The following is a 13,477-nucleotide window of genomic DNA, read 5'->3' on the forward strand; positions in this document are numbered from 1 at the left end:
CGTGGACCGGGTCCTCGTCGTGACCGGCGCCCGGGGTGACGTCGGTGCGGCCGTGGTCACCCGCGCAGCTGCCGCGGGCTACGACGTCGTCGCGGCCGACGTGGTGCCTCCAGACGAGCCATCCGGACCCCACGTCAGTGCGGCCACGTTCGACCTGGTCGACGATGCTCAGGTGCGGGAGTTCGCCGCAGACGTCGTCGAGCGGTGTGCGTCGGGCGACGTCGAGCACGTCGGGCTCGTCCACTGCGCGGGAATTGCCCGGGTCGAGCCCTTCGCGACGTCCGACACCGAGGCGTGGGACGTCATGTACCGGGTCAACCAGCGTGCCCCGCTCCTGCTCACGCAGGCGCTCCTGCCCGCCCTCACCCGGAGGCCCGAGTCGGCCATCGTCTTCGTCAGCTCGGACTCCGCCCGGGCAGGGGCCGGGCGCGAGGTGGCGTACTCCGCCACCAAGGCGGCCCTCATCGGTGCTGCGAAGTCCCTGGCGCGTGAGCTGGCGCGCCACCGCGCGAGGGTGAACGTCGTGGCGCCCGGCCCGATCGAGGGACAGATGGTCGACAGCGCCACTGCCGACCACGAGGGGTACCTCGAGCGACTCGTGGGCGCCGTCCCGCTGCGGCGCCTGGCCACTCCCACCGAGGTCGCAGCAGCCATCTTGTGGCTCGTCGGCCCGGAATCCACCTACGTGACCGGACAGACGCTCAGCGTCTCCGGCGGAATCACCATGCACTGACCACCAGGAGGACCCATGCCCATCGTCGACTCCCACATGCACCTCATCGACGTGACGAACCACGACTGGTACCCCGGACTGAAGGTCTGGGCCGACGCCATCGACTTCCCGGAGCTGTACGCCGACTTCCTGCTGCCCGACTACCGCGAGGGGGACACCAGGTCGGTGGACGCGTTCGTGCACGTGTCGGCCACCACCCTGCCTCGGGCCTACCTCGCCGAGACCCGGTGGGTCGACCAGCTGGCTGACGACAACGACCTCGACCTGGCGATCGTCGCCACGGTGGACCCGACGCTGGCCCGGGACGAGATCGTGGCCGACCTCGAGACCCAGGCTGAGAGCTCCCGGCTGCGAGGACTGCGGGTCCTGTACGGCCTCGAGCCGGGCACGGACGCCGCGGACACCATCCTGCGCTGGCTCGAGGAGCGTGGCCTCGTGTTCGACCTCGTGACGAACCCGGAGGGCATGACTGCCTGGCTGCGTTCGCTCGAGCGGTTCCCCGACCTTCGCGTCGTCCTCGAGCACACGGGGTGGCCCACGGGGACCGACCCCGATGCCCGGGCCGCGTGGACGACGGCGATCCACGACTTCGCTGCGTCGACCGATGCGCTCTGCAAGCTGACCGGGCTCGGCATGGTCACCCGCGACACCACGGAGGCCACCCTCCGACCGTGGCTCGACACCGTGATCGAGGAGCTCGGCTGGGACCGGGTGGCGTTCGGGTCCAACCTGCCGATCGAGACCATGGGAGGGACCCACGGGCAGATGCTCGAGACCTTCTCTGTCGTCGTGGGCCAGGTCGACGAAGCCGAGCAGGCCAAGTTCTGGGGCGAGAACGCCCGCCGCGTCTACTGGTCCACCGCGTGATGAGATCGGGCTGAGCAGGATCGGCCTGAGCAGGATCGGCCCGAGCGTCCCCTCTTCCGGCCACTGCGCCGGTGTCTGGCTGCGGGGCGGGGCCGCGCGACTAGCGGATCGGTTGGTCGTGGATCGCCGAGGAGAGGTTCGCCCCGTTCAGCTGGAGGTAGAGGTGCCGCTCGGTGACGGTCAGCGTGAGCGCGTTGCGGCGCTCGAGGGCCGCCACGGCGGAATCGATGAACCCGGGCTCGAAGCTGTGCAGGACGATCTCGTCTGCGCGGTGGATCTTCGCACCCGCCCACTGCGCCAGGACCCTGGCCGGGTCTCGGTGGGTGTAGATGGTCGTGCGCTCGGCCGCCTTGCTGCCCGCGTGGAGGCGCGCTGCATCGGGTGCTCCGACCTCGATCCAGGCCAGCAGCTTCCCGCTCATGTCGCGCACGAGAACCGCTGGGTCGGAGGTCGCGGAGATTCCCTCGCTGAACGCGATGCCGTCTTCGTGCTCGAGGCAGTATGCGAGCACGCGCGTCACGAGGTACGCCTCGGTCTCCGACGGGTGCCGCGCGGCGCGCAGCGTGAGCTGCTCGTAGACGCCGCGATCGGTGTCGGCCAGCTCGATCTCGAAGGTGTGCATCGTCGCGCCGGCCGCCATGCGGGTCATGCTGGCCCAGGACGCGTCCCCGCGTCGAATGGTCGAGGCCCGGTCCTTCTCCGAAGCGCCTAGAGTCGGTCATCCACGTGCGGGCCGGTGCCGGCCCGGACGGTCGGGCGACAGCCTCGGGCGAGCCCGGGGAGACGGGACCAGGGGCGAAGGGGCTGCTGTGACGCACGACGACCAGGTCGACGAGTCAGCAGCGGACGACGGCGCGCGGGACGAGCTCGCTGCCCTCGCGCGTGGCCCACGCGGGACGGCGGCGGCTGCGGCGCTGACGGGGCTGGGCATGGGGCTGGCGGAGATGCGTTTCGACGAGCTGGTGGCCGGACCCCTGGTCGTGGGCGTGCCGGCTGCGTTCCTGTCCGTGTTCTGCCTGTGGCAGGTCGTGCGGTTCACGCCCGCCTCGGTCGACCGGCTGGAGGCCTTCGTCCTGCGCGCTGGCGGTCGGTTCACGCCAGTGGCGGACGGGGCGCGCGGCTACACGGCGACGCCCTTCCGTCACGGCGACCAGCCGCGTCGTTTCGGAGTGGTCAGGTACGGCGCGCACGGCACCCGGATCGAGATAGGTCACCTGCTGTCGTCCTCTGCGCACCCCAGGGCGCAGCTGGTCGAGCGGCGGCACGCCTACGCCGTCATCGAGCTGCCCGAGCGCATGCCTCAGATGGTCCTCGACTTCGGGCACCTCCGCAGCTTCCTCGGGATCCGCCTGACGCCGGAGCACTGGGACCGGTCGCAGCTGGTCGACGTCGGGGGCGGACGCCGGTTCCGCCTGTTCGTCGCCGAAGGCGGAGAGCACGTCGCACGCAGGTTCTTCACCGCCGACGTGGTGCGGGCGTTCGAGGAGGTCGGGCGTCACTACGACGTCGAGATCGACGCGAGCCACCTGTACCTGCTCTCGATGAGGTCAGCGGCCTCCGGCTCCGACCGTCGCTGGGAGAAGCAGCGAAACCTCATCGAGGGCCTTGCCGGGACCGTGGTCGGATCGCCGGTGTGGGACGACGTGCGAGGTCCGCGGAGAGGCCGCGGGCCGCGCACGGGAAGCCTGGTGATGGACGTGAAGCGCGGCGTCAGGGTCGTCCTCGCAGCGGCGACGGCAGCAGTCGTCGTCCTCTCGGCGATCGTCCTCCACGCCCAGGGGCTCCTGCACGTCTGACGAGACGTGCAGCACGCCGGGTTGTCAGTGTCAGAGCCGCAGCAGGCGCTCGCACTCCTCGACCAGCCTCGCCCGCAGCGGCCGACCGCGCTCGGCAAACCCGCGCTGGGCCTCGACGTACGCCGCCTTCCCCTCCGCCGTCTCCACGCGGACCGGGTCGAAGCCGAGGTCGGCGAGGTCGTAGGGCGCGGCGCGCATGTCCATGACGCGGATGTCCCAGGCGAGCTCGAAGCAGTCGGCGACGAGGTCGGAGGAGATCATCGGCGACAGGCGGAAGGCGTGCTTGTAGAGGTCCATGCCGGCGTGGAGGCAGCCGGGCTGCTCGAAGTCGGGGCGGTCGTCGCGGCCGGGGCGCAGGGTGTTGAGGGGGCGGGCCGGGGCGGTGAAGAAGCGGTAGGCGTCGAAGTGGGAGCAGGCGATGCGGTGGCCCTCGACGACGGCGTCCGTGCCCGCGGGGCCCAGGCGCAGCGGCCAGTCGGCGTGGCGGGTCTCGTCCTCGGCGAGGCGGTAGACCATGGCCCACTCGTGGAGGCCGAAGCAGCCGAAGTGCGGGGCGCGGGCGGCGGTGGCGCTCAGCAGGCGGTGCAGTGACTCGACGAGCAGCCGCTGCGCCGCGACGTACGACGACGCGACGGTCACGCCGCCCGGGACGCCCGGGACGGTCTCGTAGCCCTTGAGCCCGGCGTACGTGCCGTCGTCCTCCAGCACCACGCCGGCGCCCGGGTGCCAGCGGCGCAGCTGGGCGGGGCGGTAGGAGTAGTAGGTGAAGAGGAAGTCGAAGACGGGGTGCTTCACGTGCGCCTCGCGGCGGGCGAGGTGCGGCGCGACGTAGCCGTCGACGCGCTCGGCGTGCGCGGCAGCGCGGGCGCGCCACTCCGCGGGCGCGAGCACGACCTCCTGCGCATTCACGACCGACCACCTTAGGTCGATAGGCTCGCCGGGTGCGCATCGTCAGATTCACCACGGGGGAGGAGCCGGCCTACGGCGTCCTGACCGGAGACCTCGACGAGTACGGCCAGCCTGCTGACGACGCGGTCATCGTCGGCCTCGCGGGCGACCCGCTCTACGTCGGCGTGAAGCTCCTCGAGAAGGAGTACCGGTTCGAGGACGTCCGGCTGCTGGCGCCGGTGCTGCCGCGCAGCAAGGTCGTCGGCATCGGCAAGAACTACGCCGCCCACGCGGCCGAGATGGGCGGGGAGGTGCCGGCCGAGCCGCTGATGTTCATCAAGCCGAACACCACGGTCATCGGGCCCGGCGACTCGATCCTCTACCCGAAGCAGTCGGAGAACGTGCACTACGAGGGCGAGCTCGCCGTCGTGATCGGCCGGATCTGCCGCGACGTCCCCGCCGAGCAGGCGACCGACGTCATCCACGGCTACACGATCGCCAACGACGTCACCGCACGCGACCTCCAGCGCTCCGACGTCCAGTTCACCCGCGGCAAGGGCTTCGACACGTTCTGCCCGCTGGGCCCGTGGATCGAGACCGACCTCGACCCGCACGACTTCAACCAGGGCCGCCGGGTCCAGACCTTCCTCAACGGCGAGGTCGTCCAGGACGGTACGACGGCCGACATGGTCTTCGACGTCCCCGCACTCGTCGCCCACGTCTCCAGCGTGATGACGCTGCTGCCGGGCGACGTCATCCTCACCGGCACCCCGGAGGGTGTCGGTCCCATGCAGGTCGGCGACGAGGTGGAGATCTCGATCGACGGCCTCGGCACCCTCACGAACAAGGTGGAAGCACGAGCATGAGCACGACCGATCAGGGCACGACGACGCCGGTCCGGGTGCGGATGGCCCCGTCGCCGACGGGCAGCCCGCACGTCGGCATGATCCGCACGGCGCTGTTCAACTGGGCGTTCGCGCGCCACCACGGCGGCACCTTCGTCTTCCGGATCGAGGACACCGACAAGGAGCGCAGCACCGACGAGTCGCTGCGCTCGATCCTCGACCTGATGCGCTGGCTCGGCCTCGACTGGGACGAGGGCCCCGAGGTCGGCGGCCCGCACGCGCCGTACTTCCAGAGCGAGCGCGGCGACAAGTACGCCGACGCGCTGGCGTTGCTGCGCGAGAGCAGCCGCACCTACGACTGCTACTGCACCAACGAGGAGGCCGCCGCGCGCCGCAAGGCCGCCGGCTCCAAGGTGCAGGGCTACGACGGCTTCTGCCGCGAGCTCAGCGACGAGCAGCGCGAGGCGTTCATCGCCGAGGGACGCAAGCCGATCGTCCGCTTCCGCATGCCCGAGGGCTCGATCACGTGGCACGACCTGGTCCGCGGCGAGGTCACCTTCGAGACCGAGTTCGTCCCCGACTTCGCGCTCTGCCGGGCCAACGGCGACCCGCTCTACACCCTGGTCAACCCCGTCGACGACGCGCTGATGGAGATCACCCACGTGCTCCGCGGCGAGGACCTGCTCTCGTCGACGCCGCGCCAGATCGCCCTCTACGAGGCGCTCAAGGAGGTCGGGATCGCGAAGGCGACCCCGCAGTTCGGCCACCTGCCCTACGTCATGGGCGAGGGCAACAAGAAGCTCTCGAAGCGCGACCCCGAGGCGCACGCGCTGGCCTACCGCGACCAGGGCTACCTGCCCGAGGGCCTGCTCAACTACCTCGCCCTCCTCGGCTGGGCGATCGCGGCCGACCGCGACGTCTTCACGCTCGAGGAGATGGTCGAGGCGTTCGAGATCACCGACGTCGTCGCCAACCCGGCGCGCTTCGACATCAAGAAGTGCGACGCGATCAACGCGGCCCACATGCGCAGGCTCAGCATCGAGGACATCACCCACCGGGTGATCCCGTTCCTCAAGGCCGACGGCGTGCTCAGCGACCCGGTCAACGACGCCGACGCGCAGCTGCTCGAGCTCGCGATGCCGCTCGTCGCGGAGCGGATCAACAAGCTCAGCGAGGCCAGCGCGCTGCTGGAGTTCCTCTTCGTCGACGAGGACGCCTTCGAGGTCGACCCCGACGACGCCGCGAAGGTCATCGGAGAGGCCGGCATCCCCGTCATCCAGGCGTCGTACGACGCCCTGGCGGCGCTGCCGACCTGGTCCACCGAGGCGATCCAGGCCGCCCTGCAGGCCGCGCTGGTCGAGGGCCTCGGCCTCAAGCCGCGCAACGCGTTCGGCCCGGTCCGCGTCGCCGTCACCGGCCGGCGCATCTCCCCGCCGCTCTTCGAGTCCCTGGAGCTGCTCGGCCGCGAGCGGAGCCTCGGGCGGTTGCAGCGTGCCCTCGGGTGAGGACACCCGCACCGCGCCGGGGCTGACCTACGACCGGCTCCAGCTGCTGGGCCCGCCCGGCGGCTGGCGCCAGCCGGTGGGCATCGTCTTCCTGGTCGCGCTGTTCGTCGTCGGGCAGGTCGTCCTCGGCGTCGTCGTCACGCTGTGGCTCGCCCTCGGCGGTGACGGTGTCGACGAGATCGCCGACAAACTCTCCGGCGACACCGCGACCCCGTCCTTCCTCGCGCTGGTCAACCTCGGGTGGGCCGCGGCCATCCCCGCGGTCTTCCTCGTCGGGTTCCTGCTGCACCGCCTCACGCCCGGCTGGATGGGCTCGGTCGTCGGCCGGCTGCGGTGGCGGTGGCTGCTCACCTGCCTCGGCCTGGCCGTCGTCGCGCTGACGATCACCATGGCGGTCTCGACCGTGCTGCCCGACCAGGGCGCCGGCACGGTCGACCTCGGCGACGGCGCCAGCGCCTGGACCAGCGCCAGCCGCGACTTCCTGCTCGTGGTCGTGCTGCTGACCCCGCTCCAGGCGGCGGGGGAGGAGTACGCGTTCCGCGGCTACCTCACCCAGGCGTGCGGCGGGCTCACCGCCCGGTTGCCGGCCCGGGTCGGCACGACGGTCGCGGTCGTCGTACCGGCGCTGGTGTTCGCCGTCGCCCACGGCGCCGGCCAGGACCTGCCGATCTTCTTCGACCGCTTCGCGTTCGGCGTCGTCGCCGGCCTGCTCGTGCTGCTCACCGGCGGGCTGGAGGCCGGGATCGCGATGCACGTCCTCAACAACTTCCTCGCCTTCGGCCTGGCCATCGCGTTCGGCGACATGACCGAGACCCTGCAACCCACCGACGGCACCTGGTGGACGGTCCCGGTGACCCTCGTCCAGTCGCTGTCCTACCTCGGCCTGACCCTGTGGGTCGCCCGCCGGACGGGCGTGCGGAGCCGCACGAGTGGGGCCATTTTGGAGGCGCGGCGCGGCCGCGTGTAATGTTTCTGCCGGTTCAGGTCCTCCGCGGACCGGAGCCGCCAGCAGTGGTCTATGGTGTAATTGGCAGCACGACTGGTTCTGGTCCAGTTAGTCTAGGTTCGAGTCCTAGTAGACCAGCCACAGCAGCAAGCAGGAGCCGGGCAGCAGCCCGGCTCTTCTTGTTTTCCAGCCCGGTCGAGGGCCCGGTCGAGGCCCCGTAGGCGCCGTCCGGAGCGGGGAGGCACCCCGATTTGGCCTCTGCGACGGGGATCCTCTACAGTTCTTCTCGTTGTCGAGGCCAACAGGCCGAAGACAGCGTGCCCCCGTCGTCTAGCGGCCTAGGACGTCGCCCTCTCACGGCGGTAACGCCGGTTCAAATCCGGTCGGGGGTACCAACCAGCCGAGGCCCGGTCCACCAGGACCGGGCCTCGCTGCATTTCTGCGTCGCGAAGGCCCGAGGGACCAGGCTCTCAGCCAGGGCGCGACGCCCTGGCCGCAGCGGTCTTCCTCGCCGCCCGCGTCCTGGGCGGCGTCGGCTCGGTGCCGACGACGGCGAAGATCGGCGCGGTGAGCTTCTCCAGCGCGGCGACCGCCTCGGCGTGCCGCTCGGCGAGCGACGCGACGACGCCGGCGAGCTCGGCCTGGGCCTCGGCGAGGGTGTGCACGGTGTCCGCGAGCTCGCGCTGGCGGCCGATGAAGTCCTGGAGCGGCTGGGCCGTCGCGCCGGCGATCCCCGTGACGGCAGTGGCCATCCCGGCGACCGCTCCGGCGAGCTCGCCGACCTGCTTCGCGAGCTCGTCGGGCTGGGTGACCGCGTCGACGGCCGTGTCGCGCACGGTCCGCAGCACCTCGGACGTGAGCCGGAGCGCGGCCTGCTGCGACTTCAGCAGCAGGTCGAGCGGGTTCAGGGGGCCGCCGGGGCCGTGGGTCTCCGCCATGGCGACAGCGTGGCAGAAGGAGGGCCGCCGCGCACCAGGTGCTGCCGTGTCCGATTTCCGCCAGTCGCTGTCGGTGTGTGCGTGCAGGATGGAGCCATGGAGACCACCGCGACCGCCGACGCGCAGCTGGAGTTCGACCGCTGCTACACCGCGGTGCAGTCGCGGGACCGCCGCTTCGACGGCGTCTTCTACACCGCGGTCCGCACGACCGGCATCTACTGCCGCCCGTCGTGCCCGGCCCGGACGCCGGCCCCGGCCAACGTCAGCTTCCACCGCACCGCCGCGGCCGCGCAGTCCGCGGGCTACCGCGCCTGCAAGCGCTGCCTGCCCGACGCCACGCCCGGCAGCCCCGACTGGGACGTCGCGGCGACCGTCGCCGGCCGCGCGATGCGGCTCATCGCCGACGGCGTCGTCGACCGCGAGGGGGTCGAGGGCCTGGCCCGGCGACTGGGCTACACCTCGCGCCACCTGGCCCGCCTGCTCACCGCCGAGCTCGGCGCCGGGCCGCTCGCGCTCGCCCGCACCCAGCGCGCCCAGACCGCCCGTGCGCTCGTCGAGAGCACCGACCTCAGCCTCACCGACGTCGCGTTCGCGGCGGGCTTCTCCAGCGTGCGCCAGTTCAACCAGACCATGCAGGAGGTGTACGCCGCCTCGCCCAGCGAGCTGCGCGGACGCCGGTCCTGGCGCGCCCGCCCCGCCGGCGGCACCGACCTGCGCATCGCGGTCCGCACGCCCTTCCGCGGCTCCGACCTGCTGCGCTTCCTCGCCGACCGCGCCGTCCCCGGCGTCGAGGTCGCCGAGGTCGGCGCCGACGGGTCGGGCTGGTACGCCCGCACCCTCGACCTGCCGCACGGGCCCGGCACGGCCCGCGTCGAGCTCGCCGACCTCGAGGGCGCCGGGACGTCGTACGTCCCGTTGCGGGTGGTGCTCGACGACCTGCGCGACACCGCAGCCGCTGTCGCCCGGATGCGGGCGCTCCTCGACGCCGACGCCGACCCGGTGGCGATCGACGCCCACCTCGGCGCCGACCCGGCGCTGGCACCGCTCGTCGCGGCCCGCCCCGGCCTGCGCGTCCCCGGCCACGTCGACGGCGGCGAGGTCGCCGTGCGGGCCGTCCTGGGCCAGCAGGTCACCGTCGTCGCCGCGCGCACGGCGGCCGCGAGGCTGGTGGCCGGGCACGGTCGGCCGGTCACGACGACCGTCGACGGCCTGACCCACCTGTTCCCCGCTGCAGCGGCGGTCGCTGCGCTCGACCCGTCGTCGCTGCGGATGCCCCGCGCCAGGGGCCGTGCGCTCACCGGCCTGGCCGCCGCACTGGCTGACGGCGACCTGGTGCTCGACCGTGGGCCGGACCGCGGTGAGCTGCGCGAGCAGCTGCTCGCGCTGCCGGGCATCGGCCCGTGGACGGCCGACTACATCGCGCTGCGGGCGCTCGGCCACCCCGACGTCTGGCTGCCGACCGACGTCGGCGTGCGCAACGCGCTCGCCGGCCGGCCGCCGGCCGACCCCGAGCGCTGGCGGCCCTGGCGGTCGTACGCGCTGCTGCACCTGTGGACCTCCCTGTCCGACCCACGAGGAGAATGAGAAGCACCATGTGGACCGTCATCGAGTCGCCCGTCGGGCCGCTGCGCCTCGTCGAGCGCGACGGAGCGATCACCGCGATCGAGTTCTTCCCGTTCCGCGACCACGACGGTCGCCCGCGCGGCGACCGTGCCGACGACCAGCCGCTGCTGGTCGAGGCGGCGCGCCAGCTCGGGGAGTACTTCGCCCGCGAGCGCACCACCTTCGACCTGCCGCTCGCGCCCGTGGGCACGCCGTGGCAGCAGGAGGTGTGGGGCCAGCTGCTCGCGATCGGCTACGGCGAGACCGCGTCGTACGGCGAGATCGCGGGCCGCCTCGGCAAGACCAACGCGGCCTCGCGCGCGGTGGGCGTCGCCAACGGCGCCAACCCGATCCCGATCGTCATCCCGTGCCACCGGGTGATCGGCGCCAACGGGACGCTCACCGGGTACGCCGGCGGGCTGGACCGCAAGCAGACCCTGCTCGGGCTCGAGCAGGAGGCGCTCTTCTAGGCCGACAGGTCCCGGACCGGCTCGGCCGGCATCACTCCGCGGCGGCGCGGCGCAGCGACTCCGAGAGCCGCTCGGCCGCCGCCAGGACCGCGGGGGCGTGCATGCGACCGGGCTGGCGGGAGAGGCGCTCGAGCGGGCCGGAGACCGACACCGCGGCGATCACCTTGCCGCCGGGGGAGCGGACCGGGGCCGACACCGAGGCGACACCCTGCTCGCGCTCGCCCACCGACTGCGCCCAGCCGCGACGACGGATGGCGGAGAGCTCGGCGGCGGAGAAGGCGGCGTTCTGCAGGCCGCGGTGGATCCGCTCGGGGTCGTCCCACGCGAGCAGCACCTGCGCTGCGGAGCCGGCGCGCATGGTCAGCTGCGAGCCGACCGGGATGGTGTCGCGCAGGCCCGAGGGCCGCTCGGCAGCGGCCACGCAGACGCGGTGGTCGCCCTGGCGGCGCCAGAGCTGGGCGGACTCGCCGGTGATGTCGCGCAGCCGCGCCAGCACCGGGCCGGCGGTCGCGAGCAGCCGGTCCTCGCCGGCGGCGGCCGACAGCTCGGCCAGCCGCGGGCCGAGCACGAAGCGGCCCTGCATGTCGCGTGCCACGAGCCGGTGGTGCTCGAGAGCCACCGCGAGGCGGTGGGCCGTGGGGCGGGCCAGGCCGGTGCCCGCTACGAGGCCTGCCAGGGTGGCCGGGCCGGACTCCAGTGCCGTCAGCACCAGGGCCGCCTTGTCGAGAACTCCGACGCCGCTCGAGTTGTCCATATGGCAATACTGCCGTCTCGGATCTTGGGATGCAAGCGTAGGCTTGCTCACGGTTCCCGGCAGAGGTGCCGGGAACGACCCGAACGAGGAGGAGCGAGTCATGGGCAGGACCCTGGCGGAGAAGGTGTGGGACGAGCACGTCGTCCGGTCGACCCCGGGAGAGCCGGACCTCCTCTACATCGACCTCCACCTCATCCACGAGGTGACCAGCCCGCAGGCGTTCGACGGCCTGCGCCTGGCCGGTCGCAAGGTGCGTCGCCCGGACCTGACCCTGGCGACCGAGGACCACAACGTCCCGACGGTCGACTGGGACAAGCCGATCGCCGACCCGGTGAGCAAGACCCAGGTCGACACGCTGCGCAAGAACGCGGCGGAGTTCGGCGTCCGGCTGCACCCGCTCGGTGACGTCGAGCAGGGCATCGTGCACGTCGTCGGCCCGCAGCTCGGCCTGACCCAGCCGGGCATGACCATCGTGTGCGGCGACTCGCACACCAGCACGCACGGCGCGTTCGGCGCGATCGCCTTCGGCATCGGTACGTCGGAGGTCGAGCACGTCCTGGCCACGCAGACCCTGCCGCAGGCCCGGCCGAAGACCATGGCCGTGACCGTCAACGGCAGCCTGCCGGCAGGCGTCACCGCCAAGGACCTGATCCTCTACCTGATTGCGCAGACCGGCACCGGCGGCGGCCAGGGCTACATCGTCGAGTACCGCGGACAGGCCATCGAGGAGCTCTCGATGGAGGGCCGGATGACGGTCTGCAACATGTCGATCGAGTGGGGCGCCAAGGCGGGCATGATCGCGCCGGACGACACCACCTTCGCCTACATCAAGGACAAGCCCGAGGCCCCGAAGGGTGCCGAGTGGGATGCGGCCGTCGCGCACTGGCGCACCCTGGCGACCGACCCCGACGCGACCTTCGACAAGGAGATCGTGATCGAGGCGGCCGACGTGACGCCTTTCGTCACCTGGGGCACGAACCCCGGCCAGGGCGTGCCGCTGGGCGGCGCCGTCCCGAACCCCACGGACTTCGAGGACCCTTCCGACCGCATCGCGGCCGAGCGTGCGCTGGAGTACATGGGCCTCGAGGCCGGCCAGCCGATGCGCGAGATCAAGGTCGACACGGTCTTCGTCGGCTCCTGCACCAACGGCCGGATCGAGGACCTGCGCCTCGCCGCCGACATCATCAAGGGCCACAAGGTCGCCGAGGGCACGCGCTTGCTCGTCGTCCCGGGCTCGGTTCGCGTGCGCAACCAGGCGATCGAGGAGGGCCTCGACAAGGTCTTCATCGAGGCCGGCGCCGAGTGGCGTGGTGCGGGCTGCTCGATGTGCCTGGGCATGAACCCCGACCAGCTCGCCCCGCAGGAGCGCAGCGCGTCGACGTCCAACCGCAACTTCGAGGGCCGGCAGGGCAAGGGCGGTCGCACGCACCTGGTGTCCGTGCCGGTCGCCGCCGCGACCGCGATCCGCGGCACGCTGTCCTCGCCCGCCGACCTCGTGCCGGCCACGGTCTGAAAGGGATCCCGATGGAGAAGTTCACCACCCACACCGGCGTCGGCGTCCCGCTGCGACGCAGCAACGTCGACACCGACCAGATCATCCCGGCCGTCTACCTCAAGCGCGTGACCCGCACCGGCTTCGAGGACGGGCTGTTCGCGGCCTGGCGCAACGACCCGGAGTTCGTGCTCAACAAGGAGCCGTACGCCAACGGCTCGGTCCTCGTGGCCGGCCCCGACTTCGGCACCGGCTCCTCGCGCGAGCACGCCGTCTGGGCGCTGCAGAACTACGGCTTCAAGGTCGTCCTCTCGGCGCGCTTCGCCGACATCTTCCGCGGCAACTCCGGCAAGGCCGGGCTGCTCGCCGCGCAGGTCGACGAGAAGGTCGTCGAGCGGCTCTGGGAGTACCTCGAGGCCAACCCGGGCGCCGAGGTCAGCGTCGACCTGGAGAGCCGCACCGTGCGTGCCGGCGAGGGCGCGGACGCGATCGAGGACACCTTCCAGATCGACGACTACACCCGCTGGCGCCTGCTCGAGGGCCTCGACGACATCGGGATCACCCTGGGCCACGCCGACGACATCGCGGCGTACGAGGCTGGTCGGCCGAGCTGGAAGCCGGTCACGCAGGGAGCCTGATCC

Annotated in this window: 14 protein-coding genes and 2 tRNA genes; 12 read left to right on the top strand and 4 right to left on the bottom strand. The window is 72.2% G+C overall.

All coding sequences use genetic code 11. The features are described from left to right. Position 1: 1 nt before the first annotated feature. Positions 2–733: an SDR family NAD(P)-dependent oxidoreductase gene (locus NOCJ54_RS0113560; RefSeq protein WP_028655920.1), complete on the top strand. Its 732-nt coding sequence runs from the start codon at positions 2–4 to the stop codon at positions 731–733. 15 nt (positions 734–748) lie between these two features. Continuing rightward, on the top strand, positions 749–1,600 hold the full coding sequence (locus tag NOCJ54_RS0113565) for an amidohydrolase family protein (RefSeq protein WP_028655921.1): 852 nt from the start codon (positions 749–751) through the stop codon (positions 1,598–1,600). A gap of 100 nt (positions 1,601–1,700) precedes the next feature. Here NOCJ54_RS0113565 and NOCJ54_RS0113570 read toward each other — a convergent pair whose 3' ends face one another. After that, on the bottom strand, positions 1,701–2,240 hold the full coding sequence (locus NOCJ54_RS0113570) for a YaeQ family protein (RefSeq protein ID WP_028655922.1): 540 nt from the start codon (positions 2,238–2,240) through the stop codon (positions 1,701–1,703). 169 nt (positions 2,241–2,409) lie between these two features. Between NOCJ54_RS0113570 and NOCJ54_RS0113575 the strand changes: the two genes are divergently transcribed. Continuing rightward, the gene (locus NOCJ54_RS0113575; protein WP_028655923.1) at positions 2,410–3,396 is read left to right on the top strand and encodes a hypothetical protein; all 987 of its coding nucleotides are present in this window, start codon (positions 2,410–2,412) and stop codon (positions 3,394–3,396) included. A 30-nt stretch (positions 3,397–3,426) separates the two neighbouring features. Here the strand turns inward: NOCJ54_RS0113575 and NOCJ54_RS0113580 are convergent, their stop codons facing one another. Continuing rightward, complete coding sequence (locus tag NOCJ54_RS0113580) at positions 3,427–4,305, bottom strand: hypothetical protein (protein ID WP_051485837.1); 879 nt, start codon at positions 4,303–4,305, stop codon at positions 3,427–3,429. A gap of 32 nt (positions 4,306–4,337) precedes the next feature. On the opposite strand from NOCJ54_RS0113580, the gene NOCJ54_RS0113585 reads away from it, so the two are divergent. From NOCJ54_RS0113585 to NOCJ54_RS0113605, 5 genes are all read left to right on the top strand, one after another. Then, complete coding sequence (locus tag NOCJ54_RS0113585) at positions 4,338–5,150, top strand: fumarylacetoacetate hydrolase family protein (protein ID WP_028655925.1); 813 nt, start codon at positions 4,338–4,340, stop codon at positions 5,148–5,150. Beyond that, a complete protein-coding gene (gene gltX, locus NOCJ54_RS0113590; protein WP_028655926.1) occupies positions 5,147–6,634 on the top strand; it encodes a glutamate--tRNA ligase in 1,488 nt (495 codons plus the stop codon). Before NOCJ54_RS0113585 ends, gltX begins: the two co-directional genes overlap by 4 nt. After that, positions 6,621–7,601 (top strand): CPBP family intramembrane glutamic endopeptidase, encoded by a 981-nt coding sequence (locus NOCJ54_RS25800; RefSeq protein WP_051485838.1) that lies wholly within the window; start codon positions 6,621–6,623, stop codon positions 7,599–7,601. The genes gltX and NOCJ54_RS25800 overlap by 14 nt, the downstream gene beginning before the upstream one ends. A gap of 45 nt (positions 7,602–7,646) precedes the next feature. After that, positions 7,647–7,721: transfer RNA gene (locus tag NOCJ54_RS0113600), tRNA-Gln, on the top strand. A gap of 178 nt (positions 7,722–7,899) precedes the next feature. After that, a tRNA-Glu gene (locus NOCJ54_RS0113605) sits at positions 7,900–7,975 on the top strand. A 75-nt stretch (positions 7,976–8,050) separates the two neighbouring features. Here the strand turns inward: NOCJ54_RS0113605 and NOCJ54_RS25805 are convergent. Beyond that, positions 8,051–8,518, bottom strand: a complete 468-nt coding sequence (locus tag NOCJ54_RS25805) for a hypothetical protein (RefSeq protein WP_051485839.1) — start codon at positions 8,516–8,518, stop codon at positions 8,051–8,053. 96 nt (positions 8,519–8,614) lie between these two features. Between NOCJ54_RS25805 and NOCJ54_RS0113615 the strand changes: the two genes are divergently transcribed. Both NOCJ54_RS0113615 and NOCJ54_RS0113620 read left to right on the top strand, forming a co-directional pair. Beyond that, positions 8,615–10,102 (top strand): DNA-3-methyladenine glycosylase 2 family protein, encoded by a 1,488-nt coding sequence (locus tag NOCJ54_RS0113615; protein ID WP_028655927.1) that lies wholly within the window; start codon positions 8,615–8,617, stop codon positions 10,100–10,102. A gap of 8 nt (positions 10,103–10,110) precedes the next feature. Next, the gene (locus NOCJ54_RS0113620; protein ID WP_051485840.1) at positions 10,111–10,590 is read left to right on the top strand and encodes a methylated-DNA--[protein]-cysteine S-methyltransferase; all 480 of its coding nucleotides are present in this window, start codon (positions 10,111–10,113) and stop codon (positions 10,588–10,590) included. A gap of 31 nt (positions 10,591–10,621) precedes the next feature. Here NOCJ54_RS0113620 and NOCJ54_RS0113625 read toward each other — a convergent pair whose 3' ends face one another. Beyond that, positions 10,622–11,344 carry an IclR family transcriptional regulator gene (locus NOCJ54_RS0113625; RefSeq protein WP_028655929.1) on the bottom strand — a complete coding sequence of 241 codons (723 nt, stop codon included), beginning with the start codon at positions 11,342–11,344 and terminating at the stop codon, positions 10,622–10,624. Positions 11,345–11,444: 100 nt separating this feature from the next. Between NOCJ54_RS0113625 and leuC the strand changes: the two genes are divergently transcribed. Both leuC and leuD read left to right on the top strand, forming a co-directional pair. Then, on the top strand, positions 11,445–12,857 hold the full coding sequence (leuC, locus tag NOCJ54_RS0113630) for a 3-isopropylmalate dehydratase large subunit (protein WP_028655930.1): 1,413 nt from the start codon (positions 11,445–11,447) through the stop codon (positions 12,855–12,857). Positions 12,858–12,868: 11 nt separating this feature from the next. Next, the gene (gene leuD, locus NOCJ54_RS0113635; RefSeq protein ID WP_028655931.1) at positions 12,869–13,474 is read left to right on the top strand and encodes a 3-isopropylmalate dehydratase small subunit; all 606 of its coding nucleotides are present in this window, start codon (positions 12,869–12,871) and stop codon (positions 13,472–13,474) included. Positions 13,475–13,477: the final 3 nt, after the last annotated feature.

The organism is Nocardioides sp. J54 (assembly GCF_000519005.1).
In the GTDB taxonomy this organism is placed as follows: Bacteria; Actinomycetota; Actinomycetes; order Propionibacteriales; family Nocardioidaceae; genus Nocardioides.

What these genes read in the sequence shown, in the direction of transcription:
- NOCJ54_RS0113565 (WP_028655921.1), top strand. Translation starts at nt 749, where the DNA reads ATGCCCATCGTCGACTCCCACATGCACCTCATCGACGTGACGAACCAC.
- NOCJ54_RS0113570 (WP_028655922.1), bottom strand. Translation starts at nt 2,240, where the DNA reads ATGGCGGCCGGCGCGACGATGCACACCTTCGAGATCGAGCTGGCCGAC.
- gltX (WP_028655926.1), top strand. Translation starts at nt 5,147, where the DNA reads ATGAGCACGACCGATCAGGGCACGACGACGCCGGTCCGGGTGCGGATG.
- NOCJ54_RS25805 (WP_051485839.1), bottom strand. Translation starts at nt 8,518, where the DNA reads ATGGCGGAGACCCACGGCCCCGGCGGCCCCCTGAACCCGCTCGACCTG.
- NOCJ54_RS0113615 (WP_028655927.1), top strand. Translation starts at nt 8,615, where the DNA reads ATGGAGACCACCGCGACCGCCGACGCGCAGCTGGAGTTCGACCGCTGC.
- NOCJ54_RS0113620 (WP_051485840.1), top strand. Translation starts at nt 10,111, where the DNA reads ATGTGGACCGTCATCGAGTCGCCCGTCGGGCCGCTGCGCCTCGTCGAG.
- NOCJ54_RS0113625 (WP_028655929.1), bottom strand. Translation starts at nt 11,344, where the DNA reads ATGGACAACTCGAGCGGCGTCGGAGTTCTCGACAAGGCGGCCCTGGTG.
- leuC (WP_028655930.1), top strand. Translation starts at nt 11,445, where the DNA reads ATGGGCAGGACCCTGGCGGAGAAGGTGTGGGACGAGCACGTCGTCCGG.
- leuD (WP_028655931.1), top strand. Translation starts at nt 12,869, where the DNA reads ATGGAGAAGTTCACCACCCACACCGGCGTCGGCGTCCCGCTGCGACGC.